Annotated in this window: 22 protein-coding genes and 1 pseudogene; 9 read left to right on the top strand and 14 right to left on the bottom strand. The window is 69.4% G+C overall.

Translation table 11 applies throughout. The features are described 5' to 3' along the window. The first annotated feature begins 7 nt into the window (after positions 1-7). Complete coding sequence (locus VT84_RS11960; protein WP_157469452.1) at positions 8-3,130, top strand: polymorphic toxin-type HINT domain-containing protein; 3,123 nt, start codon at positions 8-10, stop codon at positions 3,128-3,130. Further along, complete coding sequence (locus VT84_RS38445; protein WP_157469451.1) at positions 3,127-3,471, top strand: hypothetical protein; 345 nt, start codon at positions 3,127-3,129, stop codon at positions 3,469-3,471. Before VT84_RS11960 ends, VT84_RS38445 begins: the two co-directional genes overlap by 4 nt. A gap of 141 nt (positions 3,472-3,612) precedes the next feature. Here the strand turns inward: VT84_RS38445 and VT84_RS11955 are convergent, their stop codons facing one another. Then, entirely contained in the window at positions 3,613-3,936 is a 324-nt protein-coding gene (locus VT84_RS11955) for a hypothetical protein (protein ID WP_082839677.1), read from the bottom strand. A 1,196-nt stretch (positions 3,937-5,132) separates the two neighbouring features. Here VT84_RS11955 and VT84_RS40100 point away from each other — a divergent pair. The 3 genes and pseudogenes from VT84_RS40100 to VT84_RS42200 form a co-directional block, all read left to right on the top strand. Beyond that, positions 5,133-6,197 (top strand): hypothetical protein, encoded by a 1,065-nt coding sequence (locus VT84_RS40100; protein WP_082839676.1) that lies wholly within the window; start codon positions 5,133-5,135, stop codon positions 6,195-6,197. After that, the gene (locus tag VT84_RS42205; RefSeq protein ID WP_204249752.1) at positions 6,164-6,406 is read left to right on the top strand and encodes a hypothetical protein; all 243 of its coding nucleotides are present in this window, start codon (positions 6,164-6,166) and stop codon (positions 6,404-6,406) included. Before VT84_RS40100 ends, VT84_RS42205 begins: the two co-directional genes overlap by 34 nt. Before the next feature lie 64 nt (positions 6,407-6,470). After that, positions 6,471-6,515, top strand: a pseudogene (locus VT84_RS42200) (hypothetical protein); the annotation flags it as partial. A 257-nt stretch (positions 6,516-6,772) separates the two neighbouring features. Here VT84_RS42200 and VT84_RS11940 read toward each other — a convergent pair. Then, the gene (locus VT84_RS11940) at positions 6,773-7,537 is read right to left on the bottom strand and encodes an FkbM family methyltransferase (RefSeq protein ID WP_082839674.1); all 765 of its coding nucleotides are present in this window, start codon (positions 7,535-7,537) and stop codon (positions 6,773-6,775) included. 80 nt (positions 7,538-7,617) lie between these two features. Between VT84_RS11940 and VT84_RS40090 the strand changes: the two genes are divergently transcribed. Both VT84_RS40090 and VT84_RS11935 read left to right on the top strand, forming a co-directional pair. Beyond that, positions 7,618-7,764 (top strand): hypothetical protein, encoded by a 147-nt coding sequence (locus VT84_RS40090; RefSeq protein ID WP_204249751.1) that lies wholly within the window; start codon positions 7,618-7,620, stop codon positions 7,762-7,764. Continuing rightward, the gene (locus VT84_RS11935) at positions 7,761-8,201 is read left to right on the top strand and encodes a methyltransferase domain-containing protein (protein WP_204249750.1); all 441 of its coding nucleotides are present in this window, start codon (positions 7,761-7,763) and stop codon (positions 8,199-8,201) included. The genes VT84_RS40090 and VT84_RS11935 overlap by 4 nt, the downstream gene beginning before the upstream one ends. A 4-nt stretch (positions 8,202-8,205) precedes the next feature. On the opposite strand, the gene VT84_RS11930 is transcribed toward VT84_RS11935, so the two are convergent. The 4 genes from VT84_RS11930 to VT84_RS11915 form a co-directional block, all read right to left on the bottom strand. After that, positions 8,206-9,231, bottom strand: coding sequence for a bifunctional heptose 7-phosphate kinase/heptose 1-phosphate adenyltransferase (locus VT84_RS11930; RefSeq protein WP_082839673.1), 1,026 nt, complete (start codon positions 9,229-9,231; stop codon positions 8,206-8,208). A 7-nt stretch (positions 9,232-9,238) separates the two neighbouring features. Beyond that, the gene (locus VT84_RS11925; RefSeq protein WP_204249749.1) at positions 9,239-9,730 is read right to left on the bottom strand and encodes an adenylyltransferase/cytidyltransferase family protein; all 492 of its coding nucleotides are present in this window, start codon (positions 9,728-9,730) and stop codon (positions 9,239-9,241) included. Between the two features lie 2 nt (positions 9,731-9,732). Continuing rightward, entirely contained in the window at positions 9,733-11,733 is a 2,001-nt protein-coding gene (locus VT84_RS11920) for a tetratricopeptide repeat protein (protein ID WP_162271675.1), read from the bottom strand. A gap of 209 nt (positions 11,734-11,942) precedes the next feature. After that, positions 11,943-12,716: a glycosyltransferase family 2 protein gene (locus VT84_RS11915; protein ID WP_082839671.1), complete on the bottom strand. Its 774-nt coding sequence runs from the start codon at positions 12,714-12,716 to the stop codon at positions 11,943-11,945. A 314-nt stretch (positions 12,717-13,030) separates the two neighbouring features. On the opposite strand from VT84_RS11915, the gene VT84_RS11910 reads away from it, so the two are divergent. Both VT84_RS11910 and VT84_RS11905 read left to right on the top strand, forming a co-directional pair. Then, positions 13,031-13,960, top strand: a complete 930-nt coding sequence (locus VT84_RS11910) for an adenylyltransferase/cytidyltransferase family protein (protein ID WP_082839670.1) — start codon at positions 13,031-13,033, stop codon at positions 13,958-13,960. A gap of 70 nt (positions 13,961-14,030) precedes the next feature. Further along, on the top strand, positions 14,031-15,125 hold the full coding sequence (locus VT84_RS11905) for a LicD family protein (protein WP_082839669.1): 1,095 nt from the start codon (positions 14,031-14,033) through the stop codon (positions 15,123-15,125). A 199-nt stretch (positions 15,126-15,324) separates the two neighbouring features. Here VT84_RS11905 and VT84_RS11900 read toward each other — a convergent pair whose 3' ends face one another. The 8 genes from VT84_RS11900 to VT84_RS11875 form a co-directional block, all read right to left on the bottom strand. Then, on the bottom strand, positions 15,325-15,630 hold the full coding sequence (locus VT84_RS11900; RefSeq protein WP_082839668.1) for a hypothetical protein: 306 nt from the start codon (positions 15,628-15,630) through the stop codon (positions 15,325-15,327). A gap of 73 nt (positions 15,631-15,703) precedes the next feature. Further along, positions 15,704-15,919: a hypothetical protein gene (locus tag VT84_RS11895; protein WP_157469448.1), complete on the bottom strand. Its 216-nt coding sequence runs from the start codon at positions 15,917-15,919 to the stop codon at positions 15,704-15,706. 78 nt (positions 15,920-15,997) lie between these two features. Beyond that, positions 15,998-16,249 (bottom strand): hypothetical protein, encoded by a 252-nt coding sequence (locus tag VT84_RS38430; RefSeq protein WP_157469447.1) that lies wholly within the window; start codon positions 16,247-16,249, stop codon positions 15,998-16,000. Next, the gene (locus VT84_RS38425) at positions 16,246-16,449 is read right to left on the bottom strand and encodes a hypothetical protein (RefSeq protein WP_157469446.1); all 204 of its coding nucleotides are present in this window, start codon (positions 16,447-16,449) and stop codon (positions 16,246-16,248) included. The genes VT84_RS38430 and VT84_RS38425 overlap by 4 nt, the downstream gene beginning before the upstream one ends. 15 nt (positions 16,450-16,464) lie before the next feature. Next, entirely contained in the window at positions 16,465-16,791 is a 327-nt protein-coding gene (locus VT84_RS11890) for a hypothetical protein (protein ID WP_082839666.1), read from the bottom strand. Continuing rightward, a complete protein-coding gene (locus VT84_RS11885; protein ID WP_082843273.1) occupies positions 16,788-17,177 on the bottom strand; it encodes a hypothetical protein in 390 nt (129 codons plus the stop codon). Before VT84_RS11885 ends, VT84_RS11890 begins: the two co-directional genes overlap by 4 nt. 10 nt (positions 17,178-17,187) lie before the next feature. Further along, positions 17,188-17,463: a hypothetical protein gene (locus VT84_RS11880; RefSeq protein ID WP_082839665.1), complete on the bottom strand. Its 276-nt coding sequence runs from the start codon at positions 17,461-17,463 to the stop codon at positions 17,188-17,190. Positions 17,464-17,506: 43 nt separating this feature from the next. Next, the gene (locus VT84_RS11875) at positions 17,507-18,691 is read right to left on the bottom strand and encodes a DNA modification methylase (protein WP_082839664.1); all 1,185 of its coding nucleotides are present in this window, start codon (positions 18,689-18,691) and stop codon (positions 17,507-17,509) included. Positions 18,692-18,917 lie beyond the last annotated feature (226 nt).

The following is an 18,917-nucleotide window of genomic DNA, read 5'->3' as shown; positions in this document are numbered from 1 at the left end:
GAACGGGGTGACCGGGGACTACACGCTCGGGGCCACGGGCGCGGACACGTACACGCTCACCGAGTCCGGGGTGACGGGTTCGGGGAGCTTCGGGGCGACCGTGACCGGGGCCGACAACTACACCACGTCAGAGGCGGGCAACGAGGCGCGCCAGGTGCTCTCGCGGACGACGAGCGGCGGGGGTTCGTACACGCGCACGGTAACGGGACCGGGCTCGGCCCTGCCTTCGGGTCCGGGGACCAACGGGTACACGCTCACCGAGCTCGGGGACGAGCGCGCGGGCCACTTCGAGCAGACGAAGGCGGGCACCAACCGGTACGACCTGCTGCCACTGTTCGCAGACGTGTCTAACGCCTCCCCCGGAACCACGGGCGGACACCTCACGTTCTACACCCACGGGCTCCCGTTCCGAGACCCTAACGCCGTCACGCGATGGATTAACGATAATAGCGACTGGTTGATCGGAGGCTATGGAGCTTGGCTGGGGCAAGAAATCGGAAGAGGTTGGGCCTTAGACAAAAAGGCGGCGGCCATCAAAGGGAAAGAAGGGCCGTCGCTGTTTGGATCCATGTTCAAAGATGCCAAAATGTTCTTCCGGGAGGCCGGAGAAGGTTTGGGGGACGGATTCATCATTGTCGGGAATGAGTTGTTCAAGCTTAGCCCCGGCTACGACATGAAGACCGGGAAGATCGGGCGATCATCACCGCTTCAAGCCAAGGCGGATAAGATCATTGCTCAAAACGGTGGTCTTTATCAGACCTCCGCTTTATTTGGGCGCATCGGTGCCAATGCTCTGGAATTAGCGATTGGTGGAAAGATACTGAAAGGGCTGAATTGGCTGAAGGGTGGAGCGTCCGCTGCGGGTCTGACATTCCGCCAAACGGCCGCGCTCACGACCCTATTCGCCGGTCGAACGCTGAGTGACTACGGGGCCTGGAGCCAGCAGTATTCGGGGAACGCACTCGCCGCCAGTGCCGACACGGCCGCGGTCCTGCGCCTCACCGGCGGCACGCTCCAGGTCGCCGGCGGCGCGTTACTCATTGGCCCGCAGCGCATCTATTCGGCCCTGTCTTGGGGGCTGAAAACCGGAGCCGGTGGGATCGTCGTTGCGGCCGGCGGGTACGGGCTCCAGACGTACGCCGAATGGAGCCAAGCGAACCCGGACTCCGCGCTGGCTCTGAACCCGGATATCGCAATCCCGTTGGAGTGGGTCGGGCGCGGGGTCAAGATGCTCGGTGTCGGGCGCACGCTGACGCAACCGATGGCCTGGCTCACTCGGACGGTCGGGGCCACGACCGTGTTGGGTGTGGGCGGGTACCTCCTGGCGGAGCACATTAATGAGAACGTGGTAACAGGATGGAACAACCGCTCCACCGTACAGAACATCCGATTGGTCGGCAACGAGTTGGCCGAGTTCGTCGGGGGACTTGGTGGCGGATTGACGCCCTCGGCGAAAAGTGTGTTCGCGCAGATGCTGAAGCCCGGTGCCCAGTATGGCGGGCTGGCCCGGCGGCTCGGCTTCGAGTGGGTCGGGAAGAACGTCGGCTCGACCATTGACGCGGTCGCCGCTTACCCGTTCCGGTTAGCCGGGCGCGGGGTATCGCTCGGGCTGGACGGGGTGGCCGCGGTGTTGGAACGAGGCGCGGAGACTCGGGGGGTACAAGCACTCAACCGCAGAGTAAGCCAATTTATCCACGGACAATTGCCCGAGGGAAGCGCGGTACACGCTTGGGCCGAGAGTATCGCAGAGCGATTAGGGCTCCGGGCGTGTTTTGCGCCCGGCACCCCGTTGCGAACCCCAGGCGGATGGCGTAACATTGAGGACATTCGCCCGGGCGAATGGGTGTTGTCCCGGGATGAGCACAACTGCGAGGGGCCGGTCGAGCCCAAGTTGGTCGAAGAGGTATTCGTTCGCGAAGGACTGTTGTGGTTACTCCGGGTCAACGGTCAGACGATCCGCACGACCGCTGAGCACCCGTTCTTTGTTGCAGCCCGAGGATGGATTGAGTGCCACGAGTTAAAGGTCGGGGACCAGGTGCTCACCGAATCCGGGGCCTGGGTAACGGTACAGTGGGTTGAGGATACTGGAGTCTGGAGTACCGTCCACAATCTTCGTGTTGCTGATTACCACACCTATTTCGTTGGCAAAGAGGAATGGGGGTTCTCTGTCTGGTCGCACAACTCGTGCGATGATCTACGATCCGCTCTTTCGGACGCTAATCTGCCTAAAGAAGTTAAAACTGCTATTCGCAAGCAGCTTGTTCAAGACCTTGGTGACGTTGGTTCTCAGCCAACAGTTGGAGATGCCTATGTTCTGCTACGGCAAAGACTAATACAGCATGGAGTGCCGGCAGACCACCCCACTCTCTTCAATTTGGTTGATGCGGGCTTGCGGGGAATGGTAAATAAACAAGGGGGATCGCGCACAGGGTGGTCATGGCACGATTACGCCGACGCAACTTTCGCACCTCGTGCTGAAAGAATGTACCAGGAATGGCTGGCTGGTCCGCAACAGGTTTCGGAGTTCTTGGCGGCACGAGGAGAAACAACAATTCCGACACCGGCTGAATTTCTACAAATGATGTCGATCAGGAGAGAGCATATCCTACACGGAGAGGTTCACATCATAAGATTGTCAAGTGGGAGTCCGGCACCGAACGGCTTTTATGCAGTTCCTGGTGCGCCTTCAGGAACCTTCTACAGAGCAACCGGTTTCCACCATACTGAGGCAGGAGGTGCAATGATGACTCGGCGGTCTGGTCCAAATGCCGAGGGAATCACAGAGGCCACAGCTATGATGCCCGGCCCCGATGGGTATTTATATGGGAAAACAAATAACGTAGGGGTTGCAGGGCTCCCTCCTGGGCTTTCGACTTTCTTCCCTTCGTCGTGGTCACAGGGAAGAGTGCTTGCCGAAATCTATTTCGCCTATATTGGATCATTCCGGACATCTTCGGGGTATAATTCATTAGGTTTGCCGAATTGGTCACCCAGCAAGTGGCAAGGATTCACTACGAATGGAGCAATCATTGAGGGAATTTATTCTGCCGCTAATTCCTCACCAGGACACGGTTTACCTCCTATCTTGCACACTTGGTTCCGTACAGTTTACCCGAAATACACGCCATGACATTACCAGCCAAATTTTTTGAACGCCCTACCGGCTGCATTGAAATTGCAACGCCTGAACCTTATGGTGACGTTGGTTTTTTTCTGACGACTGAAGCAACGCATTCGCAAAGTCGGTGGCTCAACGAATTCCTTGCGATACTCGAACAATGGGATCCCAACTCATCCTCAACTTACGCAGGTACCGGCGAAATCTGGTTCGTCCAGATACGCGGAGAGTTAATTTCATTAATTGGACAGCCCGAATTCCTGCCAGAACATGGCGTGACAGTCTCGATCGCGGATTTTCTGAAAGTTGCCAAAATGTGGAAGGCTAAATTGCTGGAACACGAAAGCAAGTAGGTGATTATATTAATTCATAAACGGTGACCTTGGTCCACAGCCGGGACGAGTGCTTGCGCCCGGCCCGCTTGAAGAAGTAACGAGAGGTATGCCGGCTCTCCTGCCCCGTGCCATCGGCGGCCGCGGTCGGGGCTTCGGTGATCAGCCCGCGGTCCTGTGCGCGCGTGGTGGCCCGGAACAGGAGGGCGACGTAGGCCCCCCTTTTAGCAGCCGGGCTTCGGCGTAGCACAGGGTCGAATGGTCGGGCACCTTCTTCAACCCGAGGTCGGTTCGCAGCTCAGCGAAGTCGTCGAGAACGGCAACCACGCTCCGGTAGTCGGTCTTGAGGAATGTCTTGACGGCCAGGATCGCGAACAACTGGTGCTGGGTGAACTCCTTGCGGCTGTACTTCGACGAGTACGCCGGCAACGCCTCACGCGCCAGGCGCAGAGCTTCCTGAGCGACCGCCCGCGGGGACTTCGTCATCGGGTGGAATGGCTTCATACCGCATTGGAGGCCGCGACACGCCCGAGGGATTCAACAGAGCAACGAGTTATGAGAGCTGATTCGGGCGTTGCTCCTCGAACCCACACCACAGCGGTTCCGGTATCCCGGGCGCAAACCGATTGGGGACCGAGAGGCGATTACCGGCATTCTGCCGTACTCAAGACCGGTGTCCCGTGGAAGCATCTGCCCGCTGAGATGGGCGGTGGGTGTAGGATGAGTTGCTGGCCCTGCTCGCGTGACACGCAGGCGCAACTGGTACAAAGTATACCAGTTGCGCCTGACCGAATTCGACAACGCGGGAACGCCCAATTGGTCGCGGGCCGCCGCCGATGCGACCTTCGCCTGGACCGGGGTACGATTCAGGCCCACACCGGGAGCAACTGCGGGCACGAGGGATCGACCCGCATGTGGCTCGGCATTGAACCGCGCACGGGACCGGGTTGAGGTGATTCCGATGGGGCGCTCGGCGCCCCATCTCTTGGCTCCACGGATTCCGCAAGCTCCGGTTCGTAACCAAAAAAGGCGACGAGACCAGTTCGGGTTCTTCAATCTAGCAACGGCGCTTATCGCCTTCCGAACGTCCTATCCGAACGCATTCTGTTAGAGCCTTCAAGGATATTACCGTGCCACAAATTGCATATGATGTACTCCCACTTTCATCCATTGGAAGTAGAGATCTCTGTAAAGCAGAAGCTGTCGCCATACACGGGGCTGTCATGCGTATGGATACCATTCCAAGGCGAGTTGGTTGCACAATTGACATGATGGTAAGCAAGGAGATGGCTGATGCAGAATTGATCCCTTACGAATGGTTTATTATTCACACAAAAGATGTTTTCCCATGCCTTTGTGTGCAGGTTCGGTTTGATCACACAGCAATCGAGGAAGAATTAATTCGGAATATTTTCACGACATTTAATTGCGAAATTCTCAGTAGAGACATTTGTCAAGCTCCATTTTTCCGATAGTTTGCAATAACATATAAATCTCTTTGCAAAAAGCTGACCGCCAGCAAATGACGACCGTGGAAGATACGGGTCGAGGTCCCAAAAGCTGAACGCGGATCGTCCTACTTAGACACTCGATGGCACCGAATCGGTCATACGGTGCGTGCGGGCACAATTCATCCCTCCAGCAAGCCCATTAGTTTTGTTTCCACCTCTCGAGAATACCTTGTGGCCCACCAAGTGTTCGTTGTCACGGGCGGCGACGCCCGGTTCTTTGACTTCCTGCGCGGGGCGATCGAATCGGTCCGCGTGCACCCGGAGGCGCGGGGGGTGCGCCTGGGGGTGTTCGACCTGGGGCTGACCCCGGAACAGCGGGCCTGGGTCGCGGGCCGAGCGGACGCGCTCGCGGTCCCGGACTGGCACCTCGAGTTCCCGGGGCGCGAGCGCGCCCCCGGGTGGCTCCGGGGTTTGCTCGCGCGCCCGTTCCTGCGGGACTACTTCCCGGGGGCCGAGGTGTACCTCTGGCTCGACGCGGACGCGTGCGTGCTCGACTGGGGCGCGGTCGAGCTGTTCGTGCGCGGGGCCGCGGCGCGCGGGCTGGCGATCGTGCCCGAGCTGGACCGCGGGAGCCGGCTCCAGTACGGCGCGCTCCCGGACCACTGGGACACGGTGGCCGGGTGGTACGCCGCGTGCTTCGGCCCGGACGTGGGGCGCGAGCTCCGGAGTTACCCGCTGCTCAACGCCGGAGTGTTCGCGGCCCACCGCGACGCCCCGCACTGGGCCGGGTGGGCCGCCGCCCTGGATCGTGCCGCCCGGAACGGGGCGAACCTGCTGACCGACCAAATGGCCCTGAACTACGCGGTGTACCGGGGCGGGCTGTTCGAGCGCACCGAGTTGCTCCCCGCGTGGTGCAACTGGGGGTGCGTCTCCGGGCTCCCCGCGTGGGACGCGGGGGCCGGGCGCCTGGTCGAGCCGTACCTCCCGCACACCCCCATCGGGGTGCTCCACCGGACCGGGCCGGACAAGGCCGAGGTGGCCGAGGTCCCGTGCGTGTCCGGCGGGCCGCGCGCGTGCGCCTCCGGTTCCCCCCGTGCGCGGTCCCACCGGAGCTCCCGGACGGGCCACTGCTCCCCGGGGACTACGTGTCCCCCGGGCTCGAGGTCGTGGTGCCCGACGCGTGCTTCCCGGACATGGTTCTGGGGGACCGGGACCGGTGCGGGTGGCCGTACCTGCGGCGCGAGATCCCGCACCGGTGGTCCGTGGACCGGCGCGCCCCGCACATCGGGTTCGTGAGCCGGGACGAGGCCGCGATCCTGTACAACACGGCGCTCCGGTTCCGCGGGCGCCGGGCCCTGGAGATCGGGTGCTGGCTCGGGTGGTCCACGTGCCACCTGGCGCTCGGGGGGTGGCCCTCGACGTGCTCGACCCGGCCCTGGCCGACCCCGGGGTCCGGAGCAGCGTGGAGGCGTCGCTGTCGGCCGCCGGGGTGCGCGGGGCCGTGAACCTGGTGGCCGCGGGAGCCCCGAGGGGGTGGCCCCGCTCGCGGGCGGGCGCCGCTGGGACCTGATGTTCGTGGACGGGAACCACGAGGGCCCGGCCCCGCGCCTCGACGCCGAGGCGTGCGCGGCCCACGCGGCCGAAGACGCGATGATCGTGTTCCACGACGTGGCCGCCCCGGACGTGGGCGCGGCCCTGGACCGGCTCCGGGACCTGGGGTGGCGCGCCCTCGTGTACCAGACCATGCAGGTCATGGCGGTCGCGTGGCGCGGGCGCGTGGCCCCGGTCCCCCACACGCCCGACCCGCGGTCGCGTGGCGCCTCCCGGACCACCTGCGCGGGTACCCCGTCACGTGACCCGGCCCCGCCGGGTCACGCGTCCCACCAGTCGTCGGCCCCGCGCACCCTCCGGAGCTCCGGGGGCGCCAGCGGGCGCTCGCGCGGGAGCCCCAGCACCATGAGCGAGACGATGGTCCTCGGGGCCCACTGGTTCTCCGGGTTCTCGAAGAAGTTGTCGGGCCGGAAGATCGGGGCCGGGTGCCAGTACAGGTCGTACCCGGCCCCGAGCGCGAACCCCAGGAGCGGGCCGGACTGCGCGCGGTCGTCGTTCTCGAAGTAGAGGACCGGGCGGTGGTCCCGGATCAGGCGCTCCGCGCTCCGGAGCACCTCCAGCTCCTTGCCGTCCACGTCGACCTTGAGCAGGTGGCACGCCCGGGCGCCGAGCGCGTCCAGGGCGACGAACTGGGGCTCCCAGACCTCGCCCGTGTACGCGTACTTGCCCCACGGCCCGGACGTGTCGACCCCCGGGTTGGTCGCCACGAACGCGTTGACCGGCTTCACGTTCCGGACCCCGTTGAGCGCGAGGTTGGCGCACAGCACGTTGAACGTCGCGGGGTTGGACTCGAGCGCGTACACGCGCCCCGCGTCCCCCACGATCCCGGCCAGCGGGACCGTCAGGTCCCCGATGTTGGCCCCGACGTCGACGGCCGTGTCCCCGGGGCGCAGGAACCGGCGCATCAGCGCGACCTCGGACTCGCTGTACTCGCCGTACAGGTCGAAGCACTTCCCGATGTACGGCCCCGCGAACAGCATCCACCCGTACCGGCACCGCTTCAGCTTGAGCCCGCCGAACTCCATGTCCGCTCCCGATCGGGGGTTTGGTTCGTATACTGTGCCCTCGGGCGACCGGAACCGGGCGGCTCGGATCGGAGGGGCTCGTGAACGAGTGCAGCAAGGCGGTGGCGCGGCGGCTCGCGGCGCCCGGGTTCGCGGCCCGGTACTTCGCGGGCGACGGGATCGACGTGGGGAGCGGGGGGACCCGCTCACCCGGTACGCGCCCCTGTTCCCCCTGGTCCGCTCGGTGACCCCGTTCGACGCGCCCGACGGGGACGCCCAGGACCTGGCCCGGTACCCGGACGCGCGGTTCGACTTCCTCCACAGCTCCCACTGCCTCGAGCACCTCCGGGACCCGTTCGCGGCCCTGGCCAACTGGGTCCGGGTCGTGCGCCCGGGCGGGCACCTGGTGGTCCTGGTCCCGGACGAGGACCTGTACGAGCAGGGCGTCTGGCCGAGCACGTTCAACGCCGAGCACCGGCACACGTTCACGGTCTACAAGGCGCGCTCGTGGTCCCCCGTGTCGGTCAACGTGACCGACCTGGTCGCGTCCGTCGGGGACCGGGCCGAGGCCCTCAAGATCGAGCTCCTGCACCACACGTTCGTGCCCGGGCCCGCGCGCGCCGACCAGACCCTCAACCCGGTCAGCGAGTGCGCGATCGAGTTCGTCCTGCGCAAGCGCGGGTGACCGGTCAGTCGGTCAGCGGGCCGAAGTCCGGAACCCCGGGCCCGAGCGCCGCGCGCAGCTCGGCCGGGGCGACCACGGCCGTGCCCACCTTGCACACCGCGACCCCGGCGGCCGCGTTCGCCACCCGCGCGGCGAGCTCCACGGCCCACCCCGCGGCCAGCCCCAGGGCCAGGGCCGCGGCCGCGGTGTCCCCGGCCCCGGTCACGTCGCACACCGCGTGGACCGGGCCCCCGGGCAGCGCCCGCGGGTCCGCACCGGCCCGGAACAGCACCATCCCGTCGCCCCCCCGGGTCACCAGGACGGCGGTCCCCGGGAGCCGGCCCGCGAGCCGCAGCCCGGCGCGCCGGAACTGCTCCCCGGTGCGTACCGGGAGCCCGGTCAGGTCCCCCAGTTCCGCGAGGTTCGGTTTGACGACCGCGGCCCCGCGGTACCGGTCCGGGTCGGTGCCCTTGGGGTCCACGACGACCGGGCGCCCGGCCCGGGCCGCGGCCCCGAGCACCCGGGGCGCCAGCGGGCCCGCGAACAGCCCCTTGCCGTAGTCCGACAGCAGGACCGCCCCGGCCCCGGCCAGCGCCCGCTCGGCCCAGGCCCCCAGGCGCTCCGCCGGTTCCCCGGTGACGGGCCCGGTCGACTCGGTGTCGACCCGGGTGATCTGCTGCCCGCGCGCCAGGACGCGCAGCTTCGACGTGGTCGGGCGCCCCGGGTCGGGCACGAGCCCCGCGGGGTCGACCCCGCGGTCCCGGGCCGCGCGGGCCAGGGCGCCCGCGCCCGGGTCCGCCCCGGTCGCGCCCCCGAGCACCGCCCGCGCGCCCAGGGCCGCGGCGTTGGCCGCGGCGTTGGCCGCCCCGCCGGGCACGGCCCACCGGGCCGTCGCCTCGACCACCGGGACCGGGGCCTCGGGGCACACCCGGCGCGCCTCGCCCGCCACGTACTCGTCGAGCATCACGTCCCCGAGCACGAGCAGGCACCGCCCGGCCAGCTCGGCAACGAGGGCGCCCCAGTCCGGGGCGGGCGCGTCGGTGTGGGGCACGGCGGGCTCACTCCGAGAGGGTCCGGATCCGGCGGACCAGGGCCGTGGTCGAGAGCCCCTCGACCAGTGGGAGGAACGCGACCCGGCCCCCGTACCCCTCCACCAGCGCGGCCTCGGGTACGGGGCGCCCCCCGGGCGGGGCGTAGTCGGCCCCCTTACAGTGCACCGCGGGCCGGAGCCGCTCCAGGCACGCCTCGGGGGTGTCCTCCCCGAACACGACGACGGCGTCCACGCACCCCAGGGCGGCGACCAGTTCGGCGCGCTCGGCCTCGGGCACGACCGGGCGCCCGGGCCCCTTCAGGCGCCGGACCGAGGCGTCCGAGTTGACCCCGACCACGAGCGCGTCCCCGAGGGCCCGGGCCGCGCGCAGGGACCGCGCGTGCCCCGCGTGGAGCAGGTCGAAGCACCCGTTGGTCCACACCACCACCCGGCCCGCGGCCCGCAGGCGCGCGCCCAGGTCCGGCAGGTCCGACGGGTCCAGGATCACCGGATCGCGCACCGTTACGCCCCCGCCCCTTCGGTCCCCGCGCGCGCCGCGACCAGCGGCGCCAGTTCGGCCGCGAGCCGCGCGAACACGGCGTCCCAGTCCCCGCGCCGGGGCTGCCGGAACAGGCGCATGGTCGGGTACCAGATCGTGTCCTCGCGCCCCTGGAGCCAGCGCCAGTCGGCCGCGTACGGGACCGCGACCCACACCGGCAGCCCGAGCGCCCCGGCCAGGTGGGCCAGGGCCGTGTCCACCGTGACCACCAGGTCCAGGGCCGTCATCAGGGCCCCGACGTCGCCCATGTCCGGGTCGGTCCGCCCCCCCAGGTCGACGACCCCCATTCCGGCCGCCTCGGCCCCGGTCAGTTGCTCCGAACCGGGCCCCTTCTGGAGGCTGAACAACCGCACCCCGGGGACCGCGGCGAGGGCCGCGAACCGGGTCAGCGGGACGGACCGGAGCCGGTCCCCGCGGTGCACCTTGCTCCCCTGCCACGCGATCCCGACCCGGAACCCGGGCGCCCCCGCGAGCTCGGCGCGCCAGTGGTCCGCGCGCCCGGGGGCCGGGCGCACGTACGGGACCGGGGCCACCGGCGCGTCCGGGGGCACCCCCAGGAGCCCGGGCAGGCTCAGGAGCGGGACCGACAGGTCGTGCGCGGGCACCGCGGTCCCGCGCGCGACCGCCCGGTCCACCCCCGGGCACGTGGCCACGACCCCGGCCAGGGGCTCGGGGCAGTCGACCAGCACCGTCGCGCCGCGCGCGGCCAGGGCCCGGGCGTAGCGCACGAAGTGGATCGTGTCCCCGAGCCCCTGCTCGGACAGGACCAGTACCGACCGGCCCCCGACCGGCCCCCCGTCCCAGCGCGGGGCCGTGGCCGGCGGGGGCTTGATGTGGCGCATCTTCCAGCGCCACTCGTACTCGGGCCACCCGCGCGCGAAGTCCCCGGCCCCGAGCCACGAGAGGGACCGGTTGAGCCGGGCCTCGGGGTACTCGGGGCGCAGGCGCAGGGCCTCCTCGTAGCACCCCAGCCCCTCGTCGGTCCGGCCCTGCTGGACCAGCACGATCCCCAGGTTGTTGTGGGCCTCCGGGTAGTCCGCCTTGAGGCGCAGGGCCCCGCGCAGGGCCGCCTCGGCCTCGTCCAGTCGGTCCAGGGCCCGCAGCGTGTTGCCCAGGTTGCTGTGGGCCGTGACCATGTTCGGGTCCAGGCGCAGGGCCTCGCGGTACGCGGCCTCGGCCTCCTCGGGGCGGTCGGCCCCGGCCAGCGCGACCCCCAGGCAGTTGTGCAGCTCGGCCGAGCCCGGGTCGAGTTGCACCGCCCGGCGGCAACAGTCCGCGGCCTCCGGCGCGCGCCCCTCGGCCTCGAGCAGGTTGCCCAGCGCGACCCAGGCCCCCGCGTGATCGGGCTTGAGCCGCACCGCCTCGCGGTACGCGGCCTCGGCCTCTTGCGGGCGCTCCCGGCGCACCAGGAGCCCGCCGAGCCGCCAGTGCGCGTCGGCCAGGTTCGGGTCCAGGCGCGCCGCGTCCCGGAACGCGGTCTCGGCCCCGGCGAAGTTCCCCCGGGCCTCGAGCGCGCACCCGACGAGCCGGTGCGACTCGGCCCCGGCCGGGTCCAGGTGCGCCGCCTGGCGCGCCCACTCCTCGGTCTCCGCGTGCCGCCCCTGCTGGAGCAGGCACGTCGCGAGGTTCAGGTACGCCACCGCGCGCGCGGGCCCGAACCGGACCGCGAGCCGGAACGCGGCCTCGGCCGCGGACAGCTCCCCGCGCCGGGCCAGGGCGACCCCCAGGTCCCCGTGGGCCTCGGGGAACGCGGGGAACGCGCGGACCGCCGCGCGGAACTCGGACTCGGCCTCGACCAGGCGCCCCTCGCCCACCAGCTGGCACCCGCCGCGGTGGTGCCGGCGCGCCTCGGGCGGGGGCTCCGGCCCGGCGCCCCCGGGGCCGGGTCGGCCCGGGCGCACCGGCCCGGCGCCGGAACTCGGCCCGGAGGTCGTCGCGCCCGGCGCCGTGCGCGATCGCGGCAAACAGGTCGAACAGCTCGCCGTCGCCGTTGTGCCCGGCCCCGACCCGGGCAAGGCGCTCGGTGATGTGGGCCGGGACGCGCGGCGCGTTGGGGGCGGGCGGGGCGGACGTCGTCATGGGGCGATCCATTCGGGTTGGAGCGGGCGGAACCACACGGGCCACCGGATCGTTCACGGGAGCCCCGGCCCGGTCGGGCTCCCGGTCCCGCGGGCTACGACCCGCCCGCCACCCATTCGAGGCGCTGCGGGTACATCACGTCCTCGGGGGAGAGCGTGTAGAACACGGTCGCGCGCCCGGTGGCGCCCCCGGGCCCCCGGGTCCGCAGGTCCGCGAACACGTGCCGGTCGCCCGTGAGGCGCAACTTGTCCCCCGGGAGCGGGACCGACCACAGGCGCAGCACCGGTTCGCACACCGACTTGTCGATGAGCAGGCAGTTCGGGTCCACCCACCCCCCGAACCGGTCCCGGTAGCACCCGGCGTCGGGCCCCACCGACTCCCACCGGTCCACGCACAGGGGGCGCCCCGTGGCGCGGTCGACGAACCAGCGCAGGGAGTACGCCCACCCGCGCCCCTCGGCGGCCCGGGCCAGCGTGCCCAGGTGCTCGGGGCCCCACCAGTTGTCGTCGTCGAGGTAGGTCACGAGGCGGCTGTGCGCGGCGTAGCTGAGGATCGTCCGCAGGGCCCCCCCGTCCCCCGAGGGGTGCACCCCGCCGTGCCGCGCCGAGGTCGAGTACCCCGGGTCGAACACGGTCAGCGCGCAGTGCCCGGGCGCGCACGCGGCCAGCGCGTCGAGCACCCCGGGGTCGCCCCGGCGCACGTCGACGCCCACGAGGACCTGGATGGTGCCCGGAAATGTTTGCGCGTAAACCGAGCGCACGGCCCGGTCTAGGGTCGCGCGCAGCAGGGTCGGGATCACCACCGCGACGTCGAACGGGCGCGCCGCTGTGGGGATCGGGGTTCGCGTCTGGAGGGCGGACGACGGCACGGCTCACCTGCCGGAACGATCGACCCCCGCGCCCCGATTCCACGTCGGCGCGGGCACTTCAAAATGATTCCATTCTATATACCGGAACCGCGAACGAACGCAAGCCGGGCGGTCCGATTTCACGGCGCGCCGTGTTTGAAGAGCGATCGGGCGGCGACCGGCCGAAAACAGCCTACTCACAATCATCACAATCAGTTTGTTCTCTGAAAATCCCCCTTCCCCCTTCACTCGGACCCGGTCCCGCAATTAGATTTTTTGGAAGTTCGCGCGGTGCCGCCGCACCGCGACCGCTCACCCAACTCCGCTGCCGACCCATGCTCCGTTTCGCCCACCCGATCCTCGAACGCCTTCGTGCGCGCGGGGTGCGCCACTGGCTCCTGTTCGACGCCCTGTGGTCCGTGTGCCGGGACCCCGAACGGTCCGCGCGTGAGGACCTCGACACGGACATCGGGGTCGACGCGAGTGATTTCGCCGCGTGTCGCGAGATGCTCCTGGCGCACCCGCCCCTTCCCGACGAGGTGCCGAACGGGCGCCGCTCCGATCCGGACGCGGTTTCACTGGCGCGGACCGGCGGCCGGCGCGTCGTGTTGTGGCGCACCGAGCGCCGGGGCACCGCGCGCGCGGTCGCCGGCCCCCCGGAGCGGTGCGCGCACGAGTACCACTTCTGCGGGGCCGAAGATGTGGCCGTCGCGGGGCACCCGGTCGCGGTGCCCCGGTACGCCCCCCGGCTCCTCGACCGCTGGTACGGCCCCGGGTGGCGCGCGGCCCCGGCCCCCGGCCCGCTCGCCCCGCACCCGCCCGCCCTTCGCCCCGTTCTCCGGGTGCTCATCGACGGGGTGTTCGATCTGTTCCACGTCGGGCACGTCCGCCTGTTCGCCCGGGCCCGGGACCTGTACGGGCACGTCACCGCCGGGGTACACGACGACGGCACCGCGGCCGGGTACAAGCGCCGCCCGGTGGTCCCGCACGAGCACCGGGTCGAAATGGTCCGGGCGTGTCGGTACGTCGACGCCGTGCTCCCCTCGCACCCGCTGCTCACGTCGCTGGGGGCCCTCGACGCGCTCGGGATCGATTTCGTGCTCCACGGGGCCGGGGACCCGTCGTTCCTCCGGGCGTACTACAGCCACCTGATGGCGGCCGACCGGTTCCACACGCTGCCCGAGTTCGACGGGTACCACACCACCGACCTCATCGCCCGGGCCGGAACCGTGCCACCCGATTCGGCCCCGCCCGGCGGGGCGTAGCCGGTGCCCGCACGAGCCCGGCACCCGGGCGCCCGTTCATTGTCCCGCGCCCCTTCCCCACGAGCACCACATGGCCGGCTTACCCGAGCAGCAAGAGGCCCTCGACTTCCTGGCCGAGTTGGACCCGTTCCTGGCCCCGCGAACCGCGCTGTTCTGGGGGAACCTGCTGGGGGTGGTGCGGCACGGCGGGTTCGTGCCCTGGGACGACGACATCGATCTGCTACTGCCCCGGACCGAGGTGCCGGCCCTGGAGGCGTTCTGCGCGGCCCGCGGGATCGGGGTCGTTCACCACCGGGCCCACTTCCTCAAACTGTTCCGGCGCGACGGGGCCGTGTGCCGGGACGACCTGCCGTGGCGCTGGCCGTTCGTGGACGTGTTCCCGTACGACGTGTTCGGGGGCCAGGTGGTAACGCGGTTCGCGGGGCGCTTCTACCGGTTCCCCGTGCCCCAGATCCTGCCGCTGCGCCCGGTGCTGTTCGAGGGCGTGCTGCGGCTCGCCCCGGCGTGCCCGCTGGCGGTGCTCCGGACCCTGTACGGCGACTACGGGACCTACGAGGTCAAAACCTACGACCACCAGGCCGAGCAGTCGGTACCGTTGGACGAGATCGTCGAGCGCGTGAACGCCGCGCACCGGCGCCGCGCGCCCGCGCCGGACGGGGCGCACTCGGCGTTCGCCCCGGTGGCCGGGGCGGCGCTCGCCAAGGGCCGGGGCCGGGTCATCGATCTGGGCCCCGCGCCCGCGGACGCCGCGTACCTGCGGGCGCAGGGGTTCGAGGTGGACGCGTGGGCCCCGCGCCCCGGTGGGGGCGCGGACGCGTGGGCGGCCGACCTGTCCGGATACGGGCGCGTGTACTGTTCGCGAGTACTGCCGACGCTCTCGGCCCGTCAGCAGCGGGCGCTGCTGCGGTGCATAGCGGGGGTCGGGTCGGGCACCGTCGTGTGCCTCGAGTTCCAGGACCCGGCGGACGCGGCCGGGCTGACGCCGGTCGCCAACGACCAGCGCCTGTTCTTCGACGGCGGGCACTTCCGGTGGCTGCTGGGAGCGAACGAGGTGATGTACGCGCTGGGGGCCGGATTCGGGGTCCTGCACCACGCCCTCGGGCGGTTCGGCCCGACACCGACCAGCGATCCGGTACTGACCCAGTTGATCCTGATCAAGTTGTAACCAAATGCCCGACTGCGTGTTCCTGGTACGCGCGGGCGGCCGTGGCCTCGAATGACCACGACGAGCGACCAGTGGGCGCGGCGCCCGGCGATCCGGTTCGGCCCGTGCAACGGCTTTCAGCGCACGTGCAATGCGCCGCACCACGATTGAGCGCAAAGGCAAAGGTCGGACACGTTTTTACGCGGCATTGAGCTCCGGCTCAAGACCCGCCCGACCCACCCGAGGGAGGCCCGCGACCGAACAGTTTGCGCAGCAGCGCGATTGTGCGGTATAACTGCTCTTCGGTCATGCGGGCGAAATCATGAGCACTTCGCCCGCACCGTGAACACGGCGGTGTGGTCATTCCCCGGACCAACACACCCAGTTCTTCTAATTCGGCCCGGCTCAGCCGGTGGAAGTCGATTTCCGCCGCGCGCGGGTTCGGTGGCGGTTCGATCCGCCCGCACCCCGGGCACGGGCGCTCCCGCACAACGCGCTCGAGTTTGGCCACGCGATTCCGGTTCACGACAGCACCTCCTTGCGAAGCTGATGCGAATGGACACCCGAATAGCAAATGTCAGGATTACCCGATCCGAGCGTTAAGGGCTCGCACGCTCGACATCCGCTCGGGTTTCGACGACGATCTCGTGGACCACCAGGATGTGATGGGTACCGCACTTCGGGCACCAGCCCGCGTCCGGCGCGAGTTGCTCGCCACGAACGAACCGGATGAGCCCCGGTTCACAGGCGGGAGCCGTCGCTTCCAGCTTCTTCAGCCGCCCCGCGATCCGCACGCCTCGATCCTCGGTAGTCATCGGCGGCTTCATGCTTCGGGTCGTGCCGGAGCCGAAAGGCACGTGCCAACCCGGCTTCGCCGCTCTGAAGAGGCTCTTTCAGAAGAGCCACGCCACGCGGCGTTTCTGGTCGTCGGTCAGGAGCGTGGGATCGTGCCCGAATCGGCCGCAGCGGGTACACGGCGGCGTCACCCCGTACCGCAGAATCGCGCTCAGCTCCGCGCGCTCCTCGGGGCTCAGGCGCACAAACGGGTCCGCGACGGTCGTGCCCGAGCGCTCGACGCGCCCGCACCCCGGGCACGGGTATTTGCGGAAGTGGTGCTCGAGTTTGGCCACGCGGCTTCGGTTCACGACCGCACCTCGGGTCCGTTCTCCAGCGGCTCCACGGCCTCAACGATTTCCTCTTCGATGACGAGCACGTGGCACCCGCCGCACCGGGGGCGCCGGTCCGCGTCGCTCGGCACGCGCCCCTCGGGCGCGAGCCGGAACCGGTTCGGGTCGCACCGGGGCTCGGCGGCCTCCAACTTCTGCACCCGCGCCGACAGTCGCATGATGTTCTCTCACGCTCAGCCCCGGCGCATCACGACGTCGAGCGCTTCCAGGACCTGCTCGTCGGACGCCGGGAGCAGGATCTGGCCCGGGTACGCGCCCGAGTGCCGCTCGTGTACGAGTCGGAGCCACGCCTGGTGATCGGGCTCGAGCGTTTGCAGGAATGCGCTCATCTGGGCCAGCCATCCCGTGTGGTTCGGGTTCGTGCGGTCCAGGTCGTCCACCCCGAACGCCCCGGCCAGGAACCCGCGCGCGAACGCCACCGGATCGTTCGGCACGGCCGCGGATACGCGCCGCACCGGGATCTGGAACTCCAGTTTGTGCACGCGGTTCCCGAGGTTCATATGTGGTTACCGCCCTCGGGGAGCCCGGCCCGGTGCTCGAGCTCCGCGATCCGCGTTTCCAGGTCCGACAACTCGCGCACCTTGATACCGAGTTCCAGAATGGCCCGAGCCGCACCGAGTCGCACGGCCGGTGGTGCCGAGTCCTTCTGGAGCGACAGGAGCGTTCGCACGGCCTCGCCCGCGGCCGCGGTCAACAATCCCGCGGCTCGGCGCACCATGTCGGCCCGGAGCGCCTGGAGTCGTCCCCGGAACGCGGGCTCGGCGAGTCTGCGGTAGATGGTCCGGTCCGTGAGCCCGCACTGCTTGGCGGCCGCGTCCACGGTGGCCCCGCACGCCAGGGCCAGGAGCAACTGGTCCTCGTTCTTCTTCACGCGGCCCGCAGCCATACGCACCTCTTCACGCCACATCATCCGGTGGCTCGATGTGTTCGGGCCCGCACACAATTACGAGTCCGAACGGTGCCAGTTTGCCCTCGGGCACCACGGGTTCACCCTTCGCGGGGTCGTACACGAGGCGCCCGACGAGCGAGCCCTCGGGTCCGTCCCGGTACAACCCCGGTTTCCGTCGCTCGGCCCGGGAGATGGGCACGGCCTCAATGATGTGGAACTGGTCCAGGGGGAGCCGGTCGGCCAGTGCCTTCGCGACCTTGCCGAGTCGGTTCGAGAGCTTCATTACCGCGCCCTCCCGTCACCTTTATTCCACATTCCGTCAGGCTTTACGCGGCCACGCGCTCGGCCGTCTTCCCGGTTAGCGACTCGAACCGGGAGACGATCACGTCACAGTACCGCGGGTCCAACTCCACGAGCGCCGCGGTGCGCCCGGTTTGTTCGGCCGCGACGAGCGTGGTCCCGCTCCCCGCGAACGGGTCGAGTACCACACCGCGGGGCTTGCACGAGTTCTGGATCAGGTACTCGAACAGGGCCACGGGCTTGGGGGTCGGGTGGTCCGCGTTTTTCGCGGGCTTGTCGAATTCGAGCACCGTCGTTTGGGCGCGGTCGGAGAGCCACGTGTGCGGGGCCCCGTCGGCCCACCCGTAGATGCACGGCTCGTGGCGCCACTGGTAGTCCTGTCTCCCGAGCACGAGCGTGGACTTGACCCACACGAGGCACTGGCGCACGGTGAGCCCGGCGGCGGAGCACGCGAGGCGCACGTCGAGCCCGGCGAGGTCCGCGTGCCACACGTAGAACGCACCGCCCGGGCTCAGGTGCCGCAGCGCGGTGCCCAGCGCGGACGCGAGGAACGCGCGGTACTGCTCGGGGCTCATGTCGTCGTTGGCGATCGTGAGCGCGTCGGCGGTCTTGCCCGAGTACGCGACGTTGTACGGCGGGTCCGTGAGCAACGTGTCGGCCGGTCCGTCGGGCAGGAGCCGGGCCAGGTCTTCCGGTTTGGTGGCATCGCCGCACAGGAGCCGGTGGCGCCCGAGGAGCCACAGGTCTCCGGGTCGGGTGACGGGCTCGGCGGGTGGTTCGGGCACGTCGTCGGGATCGCCGGCGGGTTCGGCGGGTGGTGCGGTCAGGTGCCGGAGCAGCTCGTCCTCGGGGAACCCGGTGAGCGACAGGTCGAAGTCCGCGCCCTGGAGTGCGACGAGTTCGTGTGCGAGGCGGTCGTCGTCCCAGATCGCGAGGGTGGCGGTTTGGTTGTCCGCGAGGCGGTACGCGCGGGCCTGCTCGGGTGTGAGCCCGCGGGCCACGTGCACCGGCACCTCGGTCATGCCGAGTTCGAGCGCGGCCTTGTATCGGGTGTGGCCCACGATGATCACGTCCGACTCGTCCACAACGATCGGTTGCCTCCACCCGAACGCCCGGAGCGACGCAACAACAGCGGTGACCGCGCCGTCGTTGGAGCGCGGGTTGTTCTCGTAGGGTTTGATCGACCCGACCGGGCGCATCTCCACGTCCATTCCGCTCCTCCGCGTGCTCGTGCGATGGGTGCCTACCAGAGAACTACACCGAACGCGCGCGAACTGTCGGGGGCCGGGGCGAAATTTCGGGTAACTTTTCCGCGGAACGTGTGCGCACGTGCCCACGTGAAAACGGTGGGCGCCCCGGTTGCCTGCCCCGTGGGTGGGCGCTCGGGGCCGCGACCGTCACCTCACGTGCCGAGTGTTGCCGAGTGTTTGCCGAGTG

Source organism: Gemmata sp. SH-PL17, from assembly GCF_001610855.1.
GTDB lineage: Bacteria > Planctomycetota > Planctomycetia > Gemmatales > Gemmataceae > Gemmata > Gemmata massiliana.
This window is presented reverse-complemented; position numbering and strand designations above follow the sequence as displayed.

What these genes read in the sequence shown, in the direction of transcription:
- VT84_RS11940 (WP_082839674.1), bottom strand. Translation starts at nt 7,537, where the DNA reads ATGGAGTTCGGCGGGCTCAAGCTGAAGCGGTGCCGGTACGGGTGGATG.
- VT84_RS11885 (WP_082843273.1), bottom strand. Translation starts at nt 17,177, where the DNA reads ATGGCTGCGGGCCGCGTGAAGAAGAACGAGGACCAGTTGCTCCTGGCC.
- VT84_RS11890 (WP_082839666.1), bottom strand. Translation starts at nt 16,791, where the DNA reads ATGAACCTCGGGAACCGCGTGCACAAACTGGAGTTCCAGATCCCGGTG.
- VT84_RS11895 (WP_157469448.1), bottom strand. Translation starts at nt 15,919, where the DNA reads ATGACTACCGAGGATCGAGGCGTGCGGATCGCGGGGCGGCTGAAGAAG.
- VT84_RS11955 (WP_082839677.1), bottom strand. Translation starts at nt 3,936, where the DNA reads ATGACGAAGTCCCCGCGGGCGGTCGCTCAGGAAGCTCTGCGCCTGGCG.
- VT84_RS38445 (WP_157469451.1), top strand. Translation starts at nt 3,127, where the DNA reads ATGACATTACCAGCCAAATTTTTTGAACGCCCTACCGGCTGCATTGAA.
- VT84_RS11875 (WP_082839664.1), bottom strand. Translation starts at nt 18,691, where the DNA reads ATGGACGTGGAGATGCGCCCGGTCGGGTCGATCAAACCCTACGAGAAC.
- VT84_RS38425 (WP_157469446.1), bottom strand. Translation starts at nt 16,449, where the DNA reads ATGCGACTGTCGGCGCGGGTGCAGAAGTTGGAGGCCGCCGAGCCCCGG.
- VT84_RS11880 (WP_082839665.1), bottom strand. Translation starts at nt 17,463, where the DNA reads ATGAAGCTCTCGAACCGACTCGGCAAGGTCGCGAAGGCACTGGCCGAC.
- VT84_RS11910 (WP_082839670.1), top strand. Translation starts at nt 13,031, where the DNA reads ATGCTCCGTTTCGCCCACCCGATCCTCGAACGCCTTCGTGCGCGCGGG.
- VT84_RS11905 (WP_082839669.1), top strand. Translation starts at nt 14,031, where the DNA reads ATGGCCGGCTTACCCGAGCAGCAAGAGGCCCTCGACTTCCTGGCCGAG.